The following is a 19,399-nucleotide window of genomic DNA, read 5'->3' on the forward strand; positions in this document are numbered from 1 at the left end:
TGTTTAAGCTGGGCCGGAAGAAGATCGGCCCGAACTCGGCGGCCGGCAGCGCGAACAGAGAGAGCTTCAGCTATGTGTGGCATAACCGGCTGGGTCGACTTCACCCGTGACCTCAGGGCCGAATCCGCGGTCGTCGCCGCCATGACCGAGACCCTGGTGGCCAGAGGCCCCGACGCCGGCGGCACCTGGCTCGACACCCATGCCGCCCTGGGCCACCGGCGCCTGGCCATCATCGACCTCGAACACGGCGCCCAGCCGATGCGCACCCCCGAGCGCGGCCCCGGGGACCTGCCCCGCGCGGTGATCTCCTACGGCGGCGAGATCTACAACTTCCGCGAACTGCGCTCCGAACTCACCCTGCTCGGACACCGGTTCGAGACCCGCTCCGACACCGAGGTCGCCCTGCGCGCCTACCTGGAGTGGGGCCCCGACTTCGCCCGGCGCCTCAACGGCATGTACTCCATCGCCATCTGGGACACCGCCAAGGACGAACTCCTGCTGGTGCGCGACCGGCTGGGCGTCAAGCCGCTCTTCTACTACCCCACCCCCGACGGCGTCCTCTTCGGCTCCGAGCCCAAGGCCATCCTCGCCAACCCCCTGGCCCGCGCGAGCGCCTCCGCGGAGGAACTCTGCGACGCCCTGCTGTTCCTGCGCACCCCCGGACGCGTGCCCTTCCGCGGCATGCACGAGCTGAAGCCCGGCCACACGCTGCGCGTCCGCCGCGGCGGCATCAGCGAGGAGCGCTACTGGGCACTGGAGTCCCGCCCGCACACCGACGACCTGCCGACCACCGTCGCCACCATCCGCGAGCTGCTCGAGGACATCGTCCCGCGCCAGATGATCGCGGACGTGCCGCTCGTCTCGCTGCTCTCCGGAGGCCTCGACTCCAGCACCGTGACCGCCCTCGCGGCCCGCCACCGCGCCGCGGAGGGAGGCAGCCTCTCCACCTTCGCCGTCGACTTCACCGGCCACACCGAGAACTTCCGCGCCGACGCCATCCGGCCCACCCCGGACGGGCCGTACGCCCTGGAAGTCGCCCGGCACGTCGGCAGCGACCACCACATGATCACCCTCGACCGCGGCCGGCTCCTCGACCCGGCCGTGCGCCGGACCGTCATGCGCGCCTGGGACCTGCCCTTCAACTTCGCCGACCTGGACGTCTCCCTCTACCTGCTGTTCGCCGCCGTCCGCGAGCACGCCACCGTGGCGCTGTCCGGCGAGGGCGCCGACGAGGTCTTCGGCGGCTACCTCTGGTTCTCCGACCCCGTCGCCCGGCAGGCCGAGACCTTCCCCTGGCTCAAGCTGGGCGCCCACCGCGGCCTCGACCCCCGCTCGCTGTTCCACTCCTGGTTCGTCGACGGCATCGACCTCGCCGAGTACGAGGCCGACCTCTACCGCACCGCGCTGGCCGAGGTGCCCCTTCTCGACGGTGGGGACGTCGAAAGTGCAGAGGACCGGCGCACCCGCGAGCTGGGCTACCTCACCCTCACCCGGTGGCTGCCCATCCTCCTCGACAAGAAGGACCGGATGGGCATGGCCAGCGGCCTGGAGGGCCGGGTCCCGTTCTGCGACCACCGCCTGGTCGAGTACGTGTTCAACATCCCCTGGGAGATGAAGACCTTCAGCGGCCAGGAGAAGGCGCTGCTCCGCGAGGCCGCCGCCGACCTGCTTCCCGAGTCGGTGCTGCGCCGCAAGAAGGCCGCCTACCCCTCGATCCAGGACCCCGCCTACGACCGCGCCCTCATCACCGGCCTCACCGCCGCGGCGGGCGACGGCGCCGCGGCACTGAGCCCCTACCTCGACGCCGAGGCGGTACGGCGGCTCACCGGCAAGACCAGCACCGGCAGCCTCTCCGAGTTCGAGCGGATCCTGGTGGAATCCACCGTCCGGCTCGACGACTGGCTGCGCACCTACCAGGTCGGACTCGACAACACCCCGGTCGGCGCCGCACAGCCGGCCGGCCCGAAGGGAGCCAACTGATGCACGCCATCGAGATCCGGGAGACCGGCGGACCCGAGGTCCAGCAGTACGTCGAACTGCCCGACCCCGAGCCGGGCGAGGGGCAGATCCTCGTCGAACTCGCCGCCGCCGGAGTGAACTTCATCGACCTGTACCGCCGCGAGGGCCGCTACCCGCTGCCCGTGCCGTGCGTACCGGGCGAGGAGGGCTCCGGAGTCGTCCTGTCCACCGGCCCCGGCGTCAGCCGGTTCAAGCCCGGCGACCGCGTCGCCTGGACCACCGTCATGGGCAGCTACGCCAGCCGGGTGGCCGTGCCCGAGGACAAGGCCATCCTCGTGCCGGACGCCATCGACCTGCGCACCGCGGGCGGCGTGCTCGTCCAGGGCATGACGGCCCACTACCTGGTCAACGACTCCTACCGGGCGCGCGAGGGCGACACCGTCCTGCTCCACGCGGCGGCCGGCGGGGTGGGGCTCCTGCTCACCCAGTTCCTCAAGGCGCGCGGCGTCCGCGTCATCGGCACGGTGTCCACCGAGGACAAGGCGAAGCTGGCCCGGGACAACGGCGTCGACGAGGTCATCCGCTACACCGAGACCGAGGACCTGGCCGCCGAGGTGCGCCGGCTCACCGGCGGCGAGGGGGTCCACGCGGTCTACGACGGCGTCGGCGCCGCCACCTTCGACGCCAGCCTCGACAGCCTCCGCACCCGTGGCACGCTCGTCGTCTTCGGCGGGGCCAGCGGCCCGGTGCCGCCGGTCGACGTGATGCGGCTGGCCTGGGGCGGATCCCTGACCCTGACCCGCCCCTACCTCGAGCACTTCCGCGCCACCGTCGAGGAGTTCGAGTGGCGGGCCGGCGAGGTCTTCGCCGCCCTCGCCGACGGCACGCTGCGGCTCGCCATCGGCGGGACCTACCCCCTCGCCGAGGCGCACCGCGCTCACGCGGACCTCGCCGCCCGGCGCACCACCGGAAAGCTCCTGCTCGTCCCGTAGGCCCTCGACCGCGAAGGAGGTCACCCATGGGTGACATCGCCGGTGCGGGACTGCTCTCCCACGCACCCGTCATCATGTTCCCCGAGCCGATGCGGATCGAGGCCAACGGCGGCCGCGACTTCACCCTCGCGACCGGGCTGACCAGGCTCCGCCACGAGGTGATCGACACGACGGACCATGACGCCGTCGTGGTGTTCGACAGCCACTGGGCCACGACGACCGAGGTCGTCGTCACCGCCCACGACCGGCGGTCGGGCCTGTTCACCTCGGACGAGATGCCCGGCGAGATCAACCGGCTGCCCTACGACCTGCCCGGGGACCCGGAACTCGCCCGCGCGATCGCCGAGTCGGGGCAGCAGCGCTCGCTGTGGATCTCGGCGAACGACGACCCGCACCTGCCCATCCACTATGCGACCCTCAACCTGTGGACCTACCTGGGCCGCTCCGGCACGCCGTGGCTCTCCGTCTCGGTCTGCCAGACGGCGACCACGGAGGACTTCCTGGCCGTCGGCGAGGCGATCGCGGAGGCCGTCGCCGGGCTCGACCGCAAGGTGCTGCTGCTCGCCTCGGGCGGCCTGTCCCACCGCTTCTGGCCCCTGGCCGAACTGCGCAACCGCTTGGCGGGCGACCCCGCCCACATCGTCACCCCCGAGGCCCGGGCGGCCGACGAACAGCGGCTCGCCTGGCTGGAGGAGGGCCGCCACGACCGCGTGATCGAGGCCATGCCGGAGTACCTCCGCTTCGCCCCCGAGGCCCGCTTCGGCCACTACCTCATGCTGGCCGGCGCGGTGGGCCGCGAGGAGTGCGGTGCGCCGGGCCGCCGCTTCGGCCGGTACGAGAACGGGATAGGCACCGGCCAGGCCCACGTCTGGTTCGACCGGCCCGGAACCGGCTGGCTGCGCGAGCCCGCCGGCTGACGCGCCCGTCTGCGGGTCCCGCCCTGTCGTGCACCGGGGCGGGCCCCGCCGGCCGGGGCCGCCGCACGGCTCACCAGCCCACCGGCATCGAGCGCGGCCCGCGCACCAGCATCTGCGTCTTCCATACGATGTCCCCGGCCACATGGAGGCCCGGCAGCCGCAGGATCAGGGCGCGCAGCGCCTCCTGAAGCTCCACCCGGGCCAGGGGCGCGCCCAGGCAGTGATGGACGCCGTGGCCGAAGCCCAGGTGCTGGTTGCCCGGCCGGCCGACGTCGAGCCGCTCGGGCGAGGGGAAGCGCAGCGCGTCGCGGTTGGCGGCGCCCAGGGACACCAGGACCGGCTCTCCCGCCCGCACCAGCGTGCCGCCCACCTCGACGTCCTGCGTGGCATAGCGGGGCATGCCCGCGGCCATGCCCAGGGGCACAAAGCGCAGCAGCTCCTCGACCGCGCCGGGGATCAGCTCCGGGTCCTCGCGCAGCCGCGCCAGCTCGCCGGGATTGCCGAGCAGGGTGCACACGAAGTTGGGGATCTGCGTCGCCGTCGTCTCATGGCCCGCGACCAGGACGGCCACGCACAGGTCGATCAGCTCCAGCTCGGACAGCCGGTCGGTCTCGTCCCGCGCCTCGATCAGCGCGGTCATCAGGTCGTCGGTGGGCCGGGCGCGGTGCCCGGCGATCAGCCCGGCCATGTACGCCCGCAGCTCCGCCCGGCTGGCGGCCGACTCCTCCGCGGTGAGCGAGCTGGTCGACAGGGCGTCGTCGCTCCACTTGCGGAACAGCGGGCGGTCCGCCTCGGGGACGCCCAGCAGCCGGCAGATCACGACGACGGGTATCGGCAGCGCGTAGTCCTCGACCAGGTCCGCGGGCGGGCCCGCCGCCGTCATCTCGTCCAGCAGGCCCTCGGCCAGGGCACGGATGCCCGGCCGCAGCCGCTCCATGCGCTGCAGGGTGAACGCCTTCGCCACCAGGGTGCGCAGCCGGGTGTGATCGGGCGGGTCCAGCGTGAGCAGACCGCCGTCGCTCCGCCCCGGCGACTGGCGCGGCTCGTCGTGCGCGGCGGCGGCAGCCCGGCTGAACCGGCGGTCGCCCAGCACGAGCCGGGCGTCCGCGTACCGGGTGACGAGCCAGGCCGGCTCGCCGTAGGGCAACCGGACGCGCAGCAGGCCCCGGCCGCCGCGCGCCTGCTCGTACTTTCCCGACAGGGCGAGCCCGGCGGCCTGGTTGAAGGGATAGGCGGCGGGATCGTCGCGGGAGGTGTCGTGGGGGGCGTCGTGGGGGGCGTCGTGTGAGGTGGACATCGGACCCCTTTCCCTCGCGGGCGCGGAGAGCGCCTGGATCGGATGCATCGGATGCATCGGATGTAAGCGCCTGCTTACAAAAACGTAGGACGGGGTAGAAAGCACGTCAATGGCGCCCTGCCAAGGGCGGGTTGGCCCGCGGGCCGGTTGGGAGGAGCGGGCATGACCGACGGCAGGTGCACGCGCCGGCGCGACGCCGCAACGACCCGGCGGCTGCTCGTCGAAGCGGCGGCCGCGCTCTTCGCGGAGCGGGGCTACGACCGCACCACCGTGCGGGCCATAGCCGCCCGGGCCGGCGTCAACCAGGCCCTGCTCTTCCGCTACTTCGGCTCCAAGACCGCCCTCTTCGGCGAGGTCGTGGCGCTCGACGGCCGCAGACAGCTGGGCCGGACGCCGCCCGAGATGCTCCTGGAGACGGCCCTGCGCTCCCTGCTCACCTCCGGCGACACCCCGCACAAGGACCGCTCCCTGGAGGTGTTCCTGCGCTCCGCCGGAGGCGACGACGAGGCCGCACGCACCAGCCGGCACCTGAGCGAGGAGTACACCCGCGTGCTCGCGGGCCTCACCGACGCCGAGGACGCCGAGCTGCGCTCCGCGCTCGTCCTCGCCTGGATGCTCGGCATCGGGCTCACCCGCCTGGTCGTCCGCCAGGAGCCGCTGGCCGGGGCGGATCCTGAACAGGTGTGCCGGCTGATGCTGGACGCGTCCCGGACGCTCCTGGAACGGCTGCCGGAAACCCGCCCGGCGGAGCAGGACCCCCACGGATGACGAGCCCGCCGGTATTCGTAGTTGTACAGTTGCGCAATGCGGCAAGAGTTCGTGGGAACGTGGAACCGCAGTGGGAGGCGGACAGTGAAGGCGTCTCGTCACCAGGGGAGCCACCGGCCCCGTTGGCCGCGCTTCGCCGCGGCCGTGGTCCTGGCCGGCACCGTCGCGGCCTGCGACGTACGAGGGGACACCCGGCCCTCGCCCGACTCCCGGGGCCTCGGGTCGGCGAGCGCGCCGGGCCCGTCCTCCTCCGCCCGCGCGGCCGACAACGACCCCGCCCGCTACGCCGCCCGGGTCGTCACCCACGCGAGCCGGGCCGGGGTGAACCCGCAACTGCTCATGGCGATCCTCTACAACGAGTCGTACAAGCCGCACGACCCGGACCTGGAGCGGGCCTGGCAGCGGATGAAGCCGGACTCCGCCTTCGGCATCGCGAACATGCACAAGGCGGCCTTCGACGACACCAAGCAGGACCGCGACTTCGCCGGACGGTCATGGGAGGAACTGCCCGACGACCCGGACCTGGCCGTCGAGGCCGCCGCCTGGTACCTGCACGACCTCGCCGCGCAGCTGCCGGCGGAGCCGTCGGGCACCTACACGAAGGACGAGCTGCTGGCCCTGGGCTACAACACCGGCGCGGGCAACATGCTCGCCTTCGCAAGGGGAGCGAAGCCCGGCCCGATGGCCCGCTCCTACCTGGACCGCCTCCACGGCAACTGGAACAAGGCCGGAGAGGCCGTGCGGCGCTCGCGGTGAGCGGGCGGGGCGGCAGCGGGTCCGGCTCCCTGAGTGGCCGTTCGGCTGCGAAGTCCGCGGTGCGCGCGGCACCCTGAGGGCATGACCGAGCTGGATGGGGAGAACGTCCCCGCGTACCGCAAGATCCGGATCACGGTTCCGGAGGAGCCCGTCGCCTCGCTCGCGGATGCCGAGGCCTGGCGGGCCCGGCAGAGGTATCCGGACATCCTCCTGGCCGGCTGCCCCGTCTTCGGGGTGGCGAAGGAGCGGGCGGAGGGCGGCTGGGAGCTGGTCTCCTCGTTCTCCTGCGTGGAGCCGCAGGAAGCCCGCGACTCCATGGGCTCGGTCTTCCGCATGGCGGCCGGAGCAGCCCTGGAAGCCGGCGACGGGGCCGGCCGGGACGCGTACACGAAGGCGGCGGAGCGAACGGACTGGGAAGCGGTCGACGAACTGACCGTACAGGGCGCCCGCTACCGGGTCGTGAGAGCGGAGCGCTTCCTCCGCAGCGGGCCGCAGGGGCCCGAACTTCCCCGGCCCACCGATCCGGACCCCATGGAGGCGGGCGAGTCCCACCGCGCCCCGGACCCCGCGGCCGGGTTCGTCATCGACCCGTTCACCGCGACCGGCATGTCGGAGGGCATCCTCCGCATGGAGCTGCTCTCCCTCGTCCGCAAGGAGGGCACCGTGCCCAGGGCCGTCCGCGAGGACTCCGTGCGCGCCACCGAGACCCACCCGGGAGGCGTGCTGCTGCCCGCGACCTTCGGGACGGCCGAGCACGAGGACGGCGGCTGGCGGCCGGACTCCGCAGGAACCTCGACCACCCCCCAGGGGGCACGGGACTCCCTGGCCATGAAGCTCCGCGTCCTCATCCCCTGGCAGCACGGCCTCACCCCCGAGGAGCGCACGCCGTACGCGGCCGCCGCGGACCGCCTGGACGCGGAGCGGTGCAACGAACTGGAGGTCTGCTCCCTGCGGTTCAGGGTGGTGCGGATGGAACGCCTGGTGCGCATCGGCCCGGACGGCCCGGAGGGACCGCGCCCCTCCGATCCGGACTCCACGCCCCCGGTGATGGTGCAGGAACAGCGGCTCCGCGCCCAGGGAATCGACACCGACGACGAGAACGCGCCCATCGAACTCGACGAGCACACCCAGCGGCTGGCCGACCTCTTCCACGAGGAGGAAGCCCGCCGGAAGGCCCGCCGGACGGGGCGCTGAGTGCATCAAAGACATCAGAGGCATCAGAGGCATCAAAGGCCCTGGTTTCCATAAGCGTTGCTTCCTGCTGCCAGAAGCACAAGCTCTTGGACTTCTGACGACAACGCAGAGATTCTTGGGTCATGGGAGACGCAACGCAGCCGAGAACGACAGGGGACGTCAAAGCCGCCATCGCAGCCGAACGCCGGGAACTGGCCGACCTGCTGGACGGGCTGTCGGCCGGGGACTGGGACGCGCCCAGCCTGTGCGCGGGCTGGCGCGTGCAGGAGACCGCCGCGCACATGTCGCAGGGATTCCGGTACTCGCTGCCCAAGGTGGCCGCGGAACTCGTGAAGGCGCGCGGCAGCATCCACCGGATGACCGACCGGTGCGCCCGCCGGGACGCGGCCGCCTTCTCGCGGCGGGAGCTGGCCGCCTTCCTCAGGGACAACGCGCACCACCCCTGGAAGCCGCCCGTCGGCGGGATCGTGCTGGCGCTGGCCCACGACGTGGTCCACGGCCTGGACATCACGGTCCCCCTGGGCCTGGACCGCAAGGTCCCCGAGGACCGCCTGCGCATGGTCCTGGACGCCGTCGACTCCAGGAGCCTCAAGTTCTTCGGGGCCGAGCTCGACGGCATCCGGCTCCAGGCCGACGATCTCGACTGGTCCTTCGGCACCGGCGTGACCCTCTCCGGGGCCGCCCAGGACCTCCTGCTGCTCGCCTACGGCCGCAAGCTGCCGCCGGGGCGGCTGCGCGGCGAGCCGAGCGAGCGCTTCGTCATCGCCTGAGGCCCGCTGCATCCCCAACGCCACGGGGCGGCTGCCGGATTGCCGAGTTCGCGCCTTACGATCAACGCATGTCCAAGCATGCTGCAGATTCTCCGTTGTCCCTGTGGTCGCGGGACTCCGTGCTGTCGATCGGTTCGGTGGGCTCTGTGCTCTCGATCGGCTCGGTGGGATCGGTCCTGTCCGTCGGGTCGGTCGGCAGCGCCCTGTCGATCGGCTCGATCGGCTCCGCCCTCTCCGCCGTCTCGGCCGGCTCCTGGCTGAGCACCGGCTCCCTGCTGTCCGCCCAGTCACGGTGGTCCGTGCTGTCCTGGCGATCTCATCGGGGCTTCCTGGCGGCCGGGGCGGTGGCGGCAGTGGCCTGCGCGGCACTGGCAGCCGACCGTCGGCACCCGGGCTCCTGAAAAGAGCGAACCCCAATCCGGCCGGGGCCCGGCGTACGGGGGCGTGCGGACGTCAGCGCGCGCCCCGGCTCTGCCGGAAGCGCTCGCCCACGATCCCCTGGTCGGTCTCCCACCAGGGGCGGGTGACCTCCGGCACGGGTACGGGCCCGGCTGCCGGGGCCTCCGCCGTCGCCTCCGGAGCGGTCGCAGCCGGGGCGGCCGGAGGCGCGGCCAGGGCCGCTTCCGCGTCGAGGCGCCGGTCGAGTTCCGCGGTCCTGGCCCGCTCCGCGCGCACCCACTCCACGAACACCGCGATGAGGAACGGCAGCCCCACGAGTTCGGCGATGCCCAGCATCAGACCGCCGCCCAGCACCTGGTCCCGGTCCGGCCCCGGGCCCCAGCCCGGCTGCCGCGCTGCGTACCACTCGCCCGCGATCCGCGTGCTGCTGGTCATCACGAGGATGCCGGGGACCGCGTCCACGAGGCCGTCGACGAAGACGAACAGCGCCCGCAGCGGATGCGTGCACCAGGCGGGCACGAGGTCCTCGCGGCTGAGCATGGGCAGGACGAACAGGGACCCGGACAGCAGCAGCTGGAGGTACATCAGGGAGTGGACCGTGCCGTTGCGCAGCGCCGCCCCGAAGTACGGCGTGAAGTAGATCGACAGCTCCGAGGCGAGCACGAGGACCGTGCTGATCACGGGGAACGTCAGGACGCGCAGCACGCGGCCGCGCAGGGCCCGGCCCAGTCGGTCCGCCGCCCGCTCGGGCAGTGCCAGCCGTGCCAGCGCCAGCGGGTCGCCGAGCGCGAGCCCGAGCGGGGCGACGAGGTCGAGCAGGATGTTCTGCACGGCGGCCGGCCAGAAGAGCACATGGCCGTAGACCGCGAGCGAGGACATCGTCGCCACGGCGATCGTCCCCAGGCCGAGCACCGCGAAGGCGGCGGTGCGGGCCGCGGACCAGTGCTTTCCGCGACGTCTCGCGCGGAGCACGCCCCAGCCGTAGAGCCCGCCCAGCAGCAGCACGGCGGCGATCCCGAACGGGTCGGCCTGCCAGGTGCCGGCCAGCCGGCCGGGGGTCGGTTCCGGCAGCGCGAGGGCTGCGGGGCCGGATGCGAGGAGAGTGCTTGCCATTGCCACGAGGGGTCAGCGTAAACCCGCCCGCAAACGATCTACGGGCGGGTTCCGGATATTTCCTCCCCTTTGCGATGAGCGGGGGAGCGCTTTGCCGATCAGCCCTTGACCGGCTCGCTCAGCGAGCTGAGGTCGTGGGCGTAGATGCCGACCGCGTGCGCGATGACGTCGATGTTGGTGTCGAACGCCTTGAGGTCGAGGTTGCCGAGGTTGTCGCCCTTGGCGTGGTAGTTCGGGTCGTAGGCGGCGCCCGCCGTGCCCCCGAACCGGGCCGCCTGCTCCTTGGTCTTGATGCCCTCGGCACCGGTGAACGTACCGCCCGCCGGAATGCCGACGCCGATGAACGGGCCGTAGTCGGAGCGGCCGTCGAAGTCGGTGCCCTCGTGGGGCGTGCCCGTGCGGTCCAGGTAGCCGTTGATGAGGCGCTCGATCTGTGCGGAGCCCTGCGGGCCCGGGCCCTGGCCCTTGTGGTCGGAGTCGTCGCCGTCGTAGACGAACTCGACCGGGTTGGGCGAGGCGATCATGTCGAAGTTCAGATAGAGGGCGATCTGCTTGCGCTGCTTCTCGTCGAGGTGGGAGACGTAGTGCTGCGAGCCGAGGAGCCCCAGCTCCTCGCCCGACCACCAGGCGAACCGGATCTTGTTGGTGGGCTGCTGCCCCTTCTTCCGCGTCTGCTCCGCGAGCTTGAGCGCGACCTCGAGCAGGCCGGCGGAACCGGAGCCGTTGTCGTTGATGCCCGGCCCCGCGGGCACCGAGTCGAGGTGGCTCCCGAGCGTCACGACGTGGTCGGGGCTCCCCTGCCGGGTCTCGGCGATCACGTTGCGGGTCCGGCGCTTGACCGCCTCGGTGGCCACGTCCAGGGTGACGGTCACCTCGCCCTTGGCGAGGGCCGCGGCCAGCGCCTCGCCGTCGGCCTGGGAGATCCCGCCGGCCGGGATGTGCGCGTTGGCGGGGTCCTCGACCGTGCCGTGCGCCGGCGCGGTGCCGGAGTGGTTGTAGACGACGATCCCGGCCGCGCCCGCCTTGGCGGCCACCGCCTCCTTCTGCTGGAAGGTGCAGGCGCCGCGCTTGACCAGGGCGATCTTTCCGGTGAAGCCGCCGGAGGCGTAGTCCTCCGGCTCGCAGCCCGGAGTGGCGTCCACCCGGGCCGCGGCCAGCGGGGCCGTCAGACCGCCCGCGGGGGACGCCTTGCTGAACTTGTAGGCGGCGACCTGGATTTCGCGCTGCTCGGGGGAGTTCACGGTCAGCTTCTCGCGCAGCGTCTTGGACTCGTAGAAGTCGAAGTCCTGGTACGAGACGTCGTAACCGGCCTTCTTCAGCAGCCGGTGGACGTACTCGCTGGACGCCTCGTGCCCGGCGGTCCCGGCGGCGCGGTTGCCGTCGTGGGCGTCGGCGATGGCCTGCAGGGCCTTGAGGTGGCGGTAGGCGCTCTTCCCGGAGGACGCCCTCACCAGCTTCCTGGCGAGCTGCTCGGCCTGTCTGTGCTGCCGGTCGGTGGGCGTGGTGGTGGCATCGGCGGCGGGGGCGGCGGCGAGCAGGAGGGGCGTGGCGACGGCCGTGGTGACGAGGGCCGATATGGCCCGGCGGCCGAGGTGTGGGCGCACAGAAGTCCTTTCGGCGCCCGGGCGGGCGGCCGCTGTCGGCGGCCGGACGCCCGGGCTCGTGGCGGATCGCGATCGCGGATCGATCGCTGCTGAACCGGACGCTAGCCGAATCCGGGCAGGTCAGAGCAGCGATAAGCAGCCAATGACACAAGATCGCCACGTGGGGGTCATGTATCGATGGCCGCTACAGGAAACAGCGTTGGACCCGGGGGGAACAGGCCACACGACGGGTGGCACGGCGGTCGGCCGAAGGCAGCCCCGGAGTCAGGGGAGTTGACCGGTTCTGCTGAGCCGTTTGGGGTATATCCGGGCCTCTGGAAGGGGAGGGACCTCCGCGCCGGATGTCGCTCCTTGGAAGAGAGGGAACGGAACATGCTGCGGAGACGCGGGAGCCGGTGGCCCCTGGTGGCCGGGCTGACTGCGCTGTGGCTGACGGCTGCGGCCCTGCCCGCGGCCGCCGGGCCCACGGACGCCGAACGCCACGGCGGCGCAATGGCACAGACCCAGGCATACCTCGAGCGCGTACAGAACTCCCCGGAAGAGCTGGCCCGGTTCGTGGCGGAGCTGCCCAAGGGCGGTGATCTGCACCATCACTTGACGGGCGCGGTGGCCACGGAGTCCCTGATCGGCTACGCGGCGCGGGACGGCAAGTGCATCGACACCACGACCTACGAGGTCACACCGGACCGCGCGCCCTGCCCGGCCGGCCGGCGACCGGCCCGGGAGGCCATGGCCCCCGGCGCGTTCCGCCGCGACGTCGTCCGGGCCTGGTCGATGCAGGACTTCCCCTTCCCGGCCGGCGGCGATCCGCAGCCCGGCCACGACCACTTCTTCGCCACGTTCGGCAAGTTCGCGCCCGCCGCCGACGGGCACGACGCCGACATGCTCGCCGAAGTGGCCCGGACCGCGGCACGGGAGAGAACGGCCTATGTGGAGACCCTCCACACGGTGCAGAGCAACCAGCTCGCCCGGCTCGTCGACCGCATCCACCCGCGCGATCCCGGCGCGTCCGGACTCGCGGAGTTCTACGCCGCGCTGACCTCGAACCCCGGGTTCCGGGACCTCGTCCGCCGCAGCGCGGCCGACTTCGACCACATGCACCGCGACTACCGCAAGGCACTGGGCTGCGACGGCCGGCCCGGCCAGGACGCCTGCCGGGTCGTGATCCGCTTCGGATACCAGGCCGGACGGGCCCAGGCGCCCCGCCACGTCTTCGCCGAGCAGATCCTCGGCTTCGCGCTCGCCGACCGGAAGCTCGGCCATGTGGTCGGGGTCAACCTCGCCGAGCCCGAGGACGACCCGATCGCCCTGCGCGACTACACCCTGCACATGCGGATGACCCGGTTCCTCCGGACCCGGTCACCCGGTGTGCACGTCAGCCTGCACGCCGGGGAACTCGTCAAGGGACTGGCGGGCGTCGGCGACCGCGACCTCGCCTTCCACATCGGCCAGGCCGTCGACCCCGCCCTCGGCGACGCCGACCGCGTCGGCCATGCCGTCGACCTCGCCCACGAGACGGGCCCCCGCGCCCTGGCCGACCGCATGCGCCGCCGGCACGTCCTCGCCGAGATCCCCCTGACCAGCAACGACCAGATCCTGCGCGTGCGCGGTGCCCGGCACCCCCTGCGCACCTACCTGGACAAGGGCGTGCCCGTCTCCCTGGCCTCCGACGACCCCGGAGTCGGCCGCACCACCCTGACCTCGGACTTCCGCCGCGCCGTCACCGAGCACGGCGTGACCGTCGCCGAGCTGAGGAACCTGACCCGGGCCTCCCTGGACCACGCCTTCGTCGAGGGCGGGAACCTGTGGGCGAGGCAGGACGACTACCGCGCGTTCGCCGCCCCGTGCAGAAACGACGTGCCGCGCCCGGGCGCACGGCCCGGCGCCCGCTGCGGAAAGTACCTGGCCGCCAGCCCCAAGGCCGCCCTCCAGTGGAAAATGGAGGCGGACTGGCACGCCTTCGAGGCGCGGTGTGCACACGACGCCGCCTGGACGCGGCGGGCTGCAAACACCTGGTAACTACATATGAGTTGCACCTGCTCAGCACGGGCACGACGGTTGTAGCCGCAATCGAATTCGTGTGCCACGGTAGCCGTATGGCTGGGAAGCGGCACGCTCACCCCCTCGGCCGTGCCGAGGCACACGCCCACCGCCACGGCGGGACGCGCGGGGCGGGGCTGCGGCACCGGATGGCCCATGCCCTCGCCCCGCACGGCCATGAGGCCATGGACAAGGTCGACGCGGCGCTGGAGTCCTCCCGCGAGGGCATGCGCGCCCTGTGGCTCTCGCTGGGCGTCCTGGGCCTGACCGCGGCGGTCCAGGCGGCGGTCGTCGCACTCTCGGGGTCGGTCTCCCTGCTCGGGGACACCGTCCACAACGCCGCCGACGCCCTGACCGCCGTCCCGCTGGGCATCGCGTTCGCGCTCGGGCGGCGGGCGGCCAACCGCCGCTACACCTACGGCTACGGCCGCGCCGAGGATCTGGCCGGGGTGGCCGTCGTGCTCACGATCGCCGCCTCCTCCGCCCTGGCAGCCTGCGCGGCGGTCGACCGGCTGCTGCACCCCCACGAGGTGACGCACCTGTGGGCGGTGGCCCTGGCCGCCGCCGCCGGGTTCGCCGGCAACGAATGGGTGGCCCGGTACCGCATCCGCACCGGCCGCCGCATCGGCTCCGCGGCCCTGGTTGCCGACGGCCTGCACGCCCGCACCGACGGCTTCACCTCCCTGGCCGTCCTCCTCGGCGCCGGCGGCGCCGCCCTCGGCCTGCACCGCGCCGACCCCGTCATCGGGCTCCTCATCACCGCCGCCATCCTGCTGGCGCTGAGGGACGCCGCCCGCGAGGTCTGCCGCCGCCTGATGGACTCCGTCGACCCCGCACTCGTCGACGCCGCCGAGACCGCGCTGCGCACGGTGCCCGGGGTGCGCGGCGTCGGGCGGATCCGCATGCGCTGGATCGGGCACGTCCTGCACGCCGAGACCGACATCGTCGTGGACGCCCGCCTGACGGTGGTCCAGGCCCATGAACTCGCGGTAGCAGCCGAACACGCCTTGATCCACGCTGTGCCCCGGCTGACCGCCGCGACCGTCCACACGGATCACACCGCCGACGGAGCCGATCCGCACGCCGCCCTGGCCCACCACGCCCCTGCCACCTGAGGGCGCCCTGCCGAGCCCGGATGCCATGTGCGTTCGCATGACTACCCAGGGTGAGTAAGTGTGTGGCCGAGTGTGAGCCCGCCCATGAGACCCAGATCACCTACGAGGACGGGTAGCGACATTACCTGGGGTGCAATTCGGGCATTCGGTGCATATTTGGTGGATCTCATTACGAGGTCGGGTCGTAGGTCACACCTTTGCCAGGGGCTTTCGCCGCCGCTAACAATTGCGGAGTCGCATGGCGCCGTGGACCGAGAAACGGCGCTCTCTTCGCGCCAATGACGGCCTCTGCGACGTAAGCGATGGGAAGGTTCCTGCTCCGTTATGCGCTCTGCTTATACCGCTCTGCCCAAGACCCACAAGCTCTCCGCTGCCGGCATTGTTGCTGCCGGTGCCGCCGCCCTGGCGTTCGCGGTCGTTCCCCACGCCTCCGCTGCCGACCACGCCACCGCGGTGAAGACGGTGGCGTGGAACGCGGAGGCTTTCGGTGAGACGCAGCAGGCCGAGCTGGCCAAGGCCACCGACGCCGCCGCCACCCAGGCCAAGACGGACGCCGCCGCCAAGACCAGGGCCGCCGCCCAGGCCAAGGCCGCCGCCCAGGCGAAGGCCGGTGCCGAGGCGAAGGCCAAGGCGGACAAGGAGCGCGCTGCGAAGCAGGCTGCCAGCCGCTCCACCGAGCGCAAGGCCCTCAAGACCGAGGCTCCCGCCGCTCCGGCTGCCCCGGCTCCCAAGCAGTACGCGGACAATCTGGACGGCTGGATCCAGCAGTCGCTGGACATTCTGAAGGCCAAGGGCATCCCGGCCTCCTACGAGGGCATCAAGCGCAATGTGATGCGTGAGTCGACGGGTAACCCGAACGCGATCAACAACTGGGATGTCAACGCTGCTGCGGGTATCCCGTCGAAGGGTCTGCTGCAGATCATCGACCCGACGTTCAAGGCGTATCACGTCGAGGGCACGTCCTGGAACATCTACGACCCGGTCGCCAACATCACCGCTTCCTGCGCGTACGCGGCCGACAAGTACGGCTCCATGGACAACGTCAACTCCGCGTACTGACAGACGCCGGAACAGACACCATCGCACCGCCGGAGGGCGGCGGCACCCCACACCGGGGCGCCGCCGCCCTCCGGCTCTGCCGGGCGAGGCACCCGTGAAGGGGCTACGTTGGGTGAAAGACGTCAGAGGGAGAGGAGTCGGCATGTCCTCGAAGCGACGTCGTAAGAAGAGGGCGCGTCGTAACCACGCCGCCAACCACGGCCGCCGGCCGCAGTGCTGAGGACGGATCCCGGCGCGGTCAGGCCCGTTGCTGTGACGCCGCCGCCTCCGGTCGCAGATCGTCGAGCGTGAGGCGGTGCGCGGGCCCGTCGGGCAGCGCGATGCGGCGCGTACTGCCGAGATCCGGCCCGACGTGGAGAAGTTCTCCGGGTTCCATCAGGCGCCAGCCGGGGTTGTCGTCCATCGTTTCACTGGCGACGACCACGGCGGGGCTGTCGGTCAGGTCGTGGGAGTGCACGCGCATGCGCCCGGCGGTGCCGCTGTGGTCCAGGTGCCGGGTGCCGTGGTGGCCGCCGGCCGGGCGCTGGAGCACGTACAGCTCGTGCGTTTCGGGATAGCGCAGCGCCCACAGCTCGTCCCGGGTGATGAGGACGAGGTTGAGGGAGTAGACGGGCAGGTTGCCGGCGATCCACCGGGCGGCCCGCTCGATGCCTGCGGTGACGTCGCCGCCCAGCACTCTGGTCTCGCGTGTGACAAGGGCGAAGAACCGCTCGGAGTCGGTGTCGCCGTGGACCAGTGAACGATCCGGGCCCAGGTGCGCGTCGAGTTCGTCGAGCCCTTCGACCACCCCGTTGTGGGCGAACAGCCGGCCGTCCTGCCGGAAGGGGTGGGTGTTGCCGGTGTCGAGGCCGCCCGTGGAGGCGAAGCGGATGTGGGCCACGAAGGTCGCGGACTCCACCTGCTTGGCCTCCTCGGCGAACTCCCGGTCCTCGTAGGCGGCGACGGGCGCCTTGCGCACCTGCGGGGTGCCGTCGGCGTCGAACCAGCCGAGCCCGGTCCCGTCGGGGTCGCGGTGGCTCTGGCGGCTGAGGCTGTCGGGGGCGTCCAGCAGCCAGAAGGTGGCATGCGTACGCCGCGGGGCGCTGCTCAGGCCGAACAAACGGCACATGGGAAACCGTCCTCTCTGCGGGCCCTTCCCCGGGCCCGGCCGGGCCGGAACGCTCGAGTCACTCGGACGGTACGCCTGCAGAACCGGTCCGGCACGACCACGAGCCGCACCGGACCGGTTCCGCTGCCCCTTCCCTTTCCCCCTCGGGCCGTCAGTGCTCGGGGCGGCGCCCGAAGTGCACGGTCTTCGCGGTCAGCAGGAACACGTCCGCGCGGCGGTCGACGCCGTCCGGGTCGGCCGGGTCGAGCAGCCGGTCCAGGGCCGCCACGTCGTCGGCGTCCAGGAATTCGCCGAGCCCCGTCCGCTGCCGCTCCAGTTGCCGCCGCACCGATTGCCGCACCCCGTCGGGCAGGGGTGCGGGGTGGTCCACCAGGAACGTCTTGCTCCGTACCTCTGTGAGCCCCGTGGCCCGCAGCATGCCGGGCCAGTTCTCGACCACCGCGACCGTGCCGGGCAGTTCGGCCCGCATCCGGCTGAACCGGTCCGCCATCGCCGCGTCCATCCGCTCCTGCAGCCCGGGGCGCCCGAAGCCCAGGTCGCGCGGCAGCCAGCGGGCGGGCAGCCCGCCCTCGACCACGGCCAGCACACCGCCCGGCGCGAGCAGCCCGGCCATCCGGTCCAGCGCGTCCTGCTGGTCGCCGACGTGGTGCACGACCTGCCCCGTCCACACCAGGTCCGCCGGCCCCAGACCGGAGAGCCCTTCCGGGAATCCGGCCACCCGGGTCCGCAGCCGGACGCCGAGCCGCTCGGCCCGTTCCGCGGCGCGGGCCAGCAGCTCCGGCGTCCCGTCCACCGCGGTGACCTCGGCGTCCGGGAACGCCGCGGCCAGGCGGCAGGCGGCGACGCCCGGGCCGCTGCCGATGTCCAGGATCCTGCGCGGCGTCAGATGCGCCAGCTCCTCGAGGGCCTGGCGCACATAGGGGCTGTGCGTCTCGCCCTCCCGCTCCAGCAGGTCGGCCATCGCGGCCCAGTCGAACTCGTCGTTGCTCATCGCACCTGCTCCAGCAGCTCGTTCGTGTGTGTCGGCTCTTGGCGCCGACCTTGCTGCCGGAGGAGCCCTGCCGCCAAACCTTGTTGCCGTTTCCGCAACGGACGCCGGCCACTCAGGCTTCCGTCGGCGTGCCCGGCCCGGGGGACGGGGCGATGACGAGGACGGCGACGTCGTCCTGGAACGTGCTCGTGTGGCGCGGCAGATCGGTGTCGAGGAAGTCGACGACGCCGACGGGGCTCGGGGCGGGCCGGTCCGCGAATCGCTCGCGGAGCCGGTCGAGGAGCGGGTAGAAGACACCGTCCTCGTCGCGGGCCTCGACCAGACCGTCGGTGCACAGCAGCAGGACGTCGCCGTGCGAGAAGCGGTGGGTGGAGGAGGCCGGGCTCCCGTCGGCCAGGCCGCCCAGGCCGAGGGGGAGCGAGGGGGGCCCGGCGAGCGGGCGGACCTCGCCGTCGGAGATCAGGACGGGCTCGACGTGGCCGCAGTTGACGATGGTGACGCTCCGCTCGGCCGGGACGTACTCGACCAGCACGGCGGTGACGAACAGCTCGCTGTCGGCCGTCTCCTCGGCCTCGCGGACGATGCAGCGCTCCATGGCGGCCGCGACCTGGTGCAGATCGGCGCAGTCGTGGACGGCTTGGCGGAAGCAGCCGAGGAGGTCGGCCACCGTGCGCACGGCCTTCAGGCCCTTGCCGCGGACGTCGCCGATGACCGCGCGCTCGCCGGCCCGGGTGGCGTGGATGTCGAAGAGGTCGCCGCCGACCACGGCCTCGGCGGGCCGGTAGAGGGCCGCCGCCAGCACCCGGCCGACCTGGTGCGGCACCGGTCGCAGCAGCGTGCGCATCAGCGCCTCGGCCACCGAGTTCGAGTGGATCAGGTGGGCTTCCTGGCGCTTGCGGTGGGCGGCCAGTGCGGTGCCGAGGAGGCCGACCAGAGCGGTGGAGACGTAGGCGCCCACGTAGTGCCGCTCCCACAGGTCGTGCGCGCTCCGGCCCGCGCAGCACACGGTGCCGGCCAGGACGCCCTCGAAGGCGATGGCGAAGAGCGTGACGGCGGCGACACCGGCCGGGCCGTAGGAGGAGGCGGCGACCACGGGCAGGGCGATGAGCAGGAAGCTCACGGGCCACTGCACGGGAGTCACGGGCTCGAGCAGCAGGACGGCCGCGACATAGGCGGCGGGCAGCCAGCGCATCCACGTCGGCGGGGCCGGGACCTTCAGGGCGCTGTCGCTCAGCCGCGCGCCGCGGTGGCCCGCCGCCCTGCCGGTGCCGCCGCCGTGTTGCTGGTCCACCTGTCGCTCCCGGCGGGGTCTCGGGC

At 72.5% G+C, this 19,399-nt stretch carries 18 protein-coding genes; 12 read left to right on the forward strand and 6 right to left on the reverse strand.

Features of this window, described 5'->3' with window-relative positions:
• Window positions 1-72: 72 nt before the first annotated feature.
• From asnB to AC1Z4A_RS31500, 3 genes are read left to right on the forward strand one after another with little or no spacing between them, the layout of a single operon-like run.
• Entirely contained in the window at window positions 73-1,980 is a 1,908-nt protein-coding gene (gene asnB, locus AC1Z4A_RS31490) for an asparagine synthase (glutamine-hydrolyzing) (protein ID WP_483683289.1), read from the forward strand.
• Window positions 1,980-2,951, forward strand: coding sequence for a quinone oxidoreductase family protein (locus AC1Z4A_RS31495; RefSeq protein WP_483683290.1), 972 nt, complete (start codon window positions 1,980-1,982; stop codon window positions 2,949-2,951). Before asnB ends, AC1Z4A_RS31495 begins: the two co-directional genes overlap by 1 nt.
• Window positions 2,952-2,977: 26 nt before the next feature.
• Entirely contained in the window at window positions 2,978-3,868 is an 891-nt protein-coding gene (locus AC1Z4A_RS31500; RefSeq protein ID WP_483683291.1) for a DODA-type extradiol aromatic ring-opening family dioxygenase, read from the forward strand.
• Between the two features lie 70 nt (window positions 3,869-3,938).
• Here AC1Z4A_RS31500 and AC1Z4A_RS31505 read toward each other — a convergent pair whose 3' ends face one another.
• Complete coding sequence (locus tag AC1Z4A_RS31505) at window positions 3,939-5,165, reverse strand: cytochrome P450 (protein WP_483683292.1); 1,227 nt, start codon at window positions 5,163-5,165, stop codon at window positions 3,939-3,941.
• Window positions 5,166-5,327: 162 nt separating this feature from the next.
• On the opposite strand from AC1Z4A_RS31505, the gene AC1Z4A_RS31510 reads away from it, so the two are divergent.
• The 5 genes from AC1Z4A_RS31510 to AC1Z4A_RS31530 all read left to right on the forward strand — a co-directional run bounded on the left by AC1Z4A_RS31510 (window position 5,328) and on the right by AC1Z4A_RS31530 (window position 9,054).
• On the forward strand, window positions 5,328-5,933 hold the full coding sequence (locus tag AC1Z4A_RS31510) for a TetR/AcrR family transcriptional regulator (protein ID WP_483683293.1): 606 nt from the start codon (window positions 5,328-5,330) through the stop codon (window positions 5,931-5,933).
• 84 nt (window positions 5,934-6,017) lie between these two features.
• Window positions 6,018-6,689, forward strand: a complete 672-nt coding sequence (locus AC1Z4A_RS31515; RefSeq protein WP_483683294.1) for a transglycosylase SLT domain-containing protein — start codon at window positions 6,018-6,020, stop codon at window positions 6,687-6,689.
• An 81-nt stretch (window positions 6,690-6,770) separates the two neighbouring features.
• Window positions 6,771-7,883 (forward strand): DUF5954 family protein, encoded by a 1,113-nt coding sequence (locus AC1Z4A_RS31520; protein WP_483683295.1) that lies wholly within the window; start codon window positions 6,771-6,773, stop codon window positions 7,881-7,883.
• Between the two features lie 122 nt (window positions 7,884-8,005).
• A complete protein-coding gene (locus AC1Z4A_RS31525) occupies window positions 8,006-8,653 on the forward strand; it encodes a maleylpyruvate isomerase family mycothiol-dependent enzyme (protein ID WP_483683296.1) in 648 nt (215 codons plus the stop codon).
• A 68-nt stretch (window positions 8,654-8,721) separates the two neighbouring features.
• On the forward strand, window positions 8,722-9,054 hold the full coding sequence (locus tag AC1Z4A_RS31530) for a hypothetical protein (protein ID WP_483683297.1): 333 nt from the start codon (window positions 8,722-8,724) through the stop codon (window positions 9,052-9,054).
• A 52-nt stretch (window positions 9,055-9,106) separates the two neighbouring features.
• Here the strand turns inward: AC1Z4A_RS31530 and AC1Z4A_RS31535 are convergent, their stop codons facing one another.
• A complete protein-coding gene (locus tag AC1Z4A_RS31535; protein ID WP_483683298.1) occupies window positions 9,107-10,165 on the reverse strand; it encodes a cytochrome c oxidase assembly protein in 1,059 nt (352 codons plus the stop codon).
• A 98-nt stretch (window positions 10,166-10,263) separates the two neighbouring features.
• Window positions 10,264-11,769 (reverse strand): M28 family metallopeptidase, encoded by a 1,506-nt coding sequence (locus AC1Z4A_RS31540; RefSeq protein ID WP_483683299.1) that lies wholly within the window; start codon window positions 11,767-11,769, stop codon window positions 10,264-10,266.
• A 372-nt stretch (window positions 11,770-12,141) separates the two neighbouring features.
• Here AC1Z4A_RS31540 and AC1Z4A_RS31545 point away from each other — a divergent pair, with 372 nt between their 5' ends.
• The 4 genes from AC1Z4A_RS31545 (at window position 12,142) to AC1Z4A_RS31560 (ending at window position 16,203) form a co-directional block, all read left to right on the forward strand.
• The gene (locus tag AC1Z4A_RS31545) at window positions 12,142-13,788 is read left to right on the forward strand and encodes an adenosine deaminase (protein ID WP_483683300.1); all 1,647 of its coding nucleotides are present in this window, start codon (window positions 12,142-12,144) and stop codon (window positions 13,786-13,788) included.
• A gap of 77 nt (window positions 13,789-13,865) precedes the next feature.
• On the forward strand, window positions 13,866-14,924 hold the full coding sequence (locus AC1Z4A_RS31550; RefSeq protein ID WP_483683301.1) for a cation diffusion facilitator family transporter: 1,059 nt from the start codon (window positions 13,866-13,868) through the stop codon (window positions 14,922-14,924).
• A gap of 324 nt (window positions 14,925-15,248) precedes the next feature.
• Window positions 15,249-15,983 (forward strand): transglycosylase SLT domain-containing protein, encoded by a 735-nt coding sequence (locus AC1Z4A_RS31555; RefSeq protein WP_483683206.1) that lies wholly within the window; start codon window positions 15,249-15,251, stop codon window positions 15,981-15,983.
• A gap of 142 nt (window positions 15,984-16,125) precedes the next feature.
• Window positions 16,126-16,203 (forward strand): hypothetical protein, encoded by a 78-nt coding sequence (locus tag AC1Z4A_RS31560; protein WP_478071669.1) that lies wholly within the window; start codon window positions 16,126-16,128, stop codon window positions 16,201-16,203.
• A gap of 18 nt (window positions 16,204-16,221) precedes the next feature.
• Here AC1Z4A_RS31560 and AC1Z4A_RS31565 read toward each other — a convergent pair whose 3' ends face one another.
• The 3 genes from AC1Z4A_RS31565 to AC1Z4A_RS31575 form a co-directional block, all read right to left on the reverse strand.
• Window positions 16,222-17,091, reverse strand: a complete 870-nt coding sequence (locus tag AC1Z4A_RS31565) for a class II glutamine amidotransferase (RefSeq protein WP_483683302.1) — start codon at window positions 17,089-17,091, stop codon at window positions 16,222-16,224.
• Window positions 17,092-17,242: 151 nt separating this feature from the next.
• Entirely contained in the window at window positions 17,243-18,082 is an 840-nt protein-coding gene (locus tag AC1Z4A_RS31570) for a class I SAM-dependent methyltransferase (protein ID WP_483683303.1), read from the reverse strand.
• A 112-nt stretch (window positions 18,083-18,194) separates the two neighbouring features.
• A complete protein-coding gene (locus tag AC1Z4A_RS31575; RefSeq protein WP_483683304.1) occupies window positions 18,195-19,373 on the reverse strand; it encodes a PP2C family protein-serine/threonine phosphatase in 1,179 nt (392 codons plus the stop codon).
• Between the last annotated feature and the right edge of the window lie 26 nt (window positions 19,374-19,399).

The sequence above is a fragment of the Streptomyces sp. 17_S59 genome (assembly GCF_056930295.1).

Bases quoted from the DNA above. Each gene is read 5' to 3' on its own strand.
- AC1Z4A_RS31530 (WP_483683297.1), top strand. From the start codon at position 8,722: ATGTCCAAGCATGCTGCAGATTCTCCGTTGTCCCTGTGGTCGCGGGAC.
- AC1Z4A_RS31570 (WP_483683303.1), bottom strand. From the start codon at position 18,082: ATGAGCAACGACGAGTTCGACTGGGCCGCGATGGCCGACCTGCTGGAG.
- AC1Z4A_RS31550 (WP_483683301.1), top strand. From the start codon at position 13,866: ATGGCTGGGAAGCGGCACGCTCACCCCCTCGGCCGTGCCGAGGCACAC.
- asnB (WP_483683289.1), top strand. From the start codon at position 73: ATGTGTGGCATAACCGGCTGGGTCGACTTCACCCGTGACCTCAGGGCC.
- AC1Z4A_RS31555 (WP_483683206.1), top strand. From the start codon at position 15,249: ATGCGCTCTGCTTATACCGCTCTGCCCAAGACCCACAAGCTCTCCGCT.
- AC1Z4A_RS31545 (WP_483683300.1), top strand. From the start codon at position 12,142: ATGCTGCGGAGACGCGGGAGCCGGTGGCCCCTGGTGGCCGGGCTGACT.
- AC1Z4A_RS31560 (WP_478071669.1), top strand. From the start codon at position 16,126: ATGTCCTCGAAGCGACGTCGTAAGAAGAGGGCGCGTCGTAACCACGCC.
- AC1Z4A_RS31525 (WP_483683296.1), top strand. From the start codon at position 8,006: ATGGGAGACGCAACGCAGCCGAGAACGACAGGGGACGTCAAAGCCGCC.
- AC1Z4A_RS31520 (WP_483683295.1), top strand. From the start codon at position 6,771: ATGACCGAGCTGGATGGGGAGAACGTCCCCGCGTACCGCAAGATCCGG.
- AC1Z4A_RS31510 (WP_483683293.1), top strand. From the start codon at position 5,328: ATGACCGACGGCAGGTGCACGCGCCGGCGCGACGCCGCAACGACCCGG.
- AC1Z4A_RS31500 (WP_483683291.1), top strand. From the start codon at position 2,978: ATGGGTGACATCGCCGGTGCGGGACTGCTCTCCCACGCACCCGTCATC.
- AC1Z4A_RS31565 (WP_483683302.1), bottom strand. From the start codon at position 17,091: ATGTGCCGTTTGTTCGGCCTGAGCAGCGCCCCGCGGCGTACGCATGCC.
- AC1Z4A_RS31495 (WP_483683290.1), top strand. From the start codon at position 1,980: ATGCACGCCATCGAGATCCGGGAGACCGGCGGACCCGAGGTCCAGCAG.
- AC1Z4A_RS31505 (WP_483683292.1), bottom strand. From the start codon at position 5,165: ATGTCCACCTCACACGACGCCCCCCACGACGCCCCCCACGACACCTCC.
- AC1Z4A_RS31535 (WP_483683298.1), bottom strand. From the start codon at position 10,165: ATGGCAAGCACTCTCCTCGCATCCGGCCCCGCAGCCCTCGCGCTGCCG.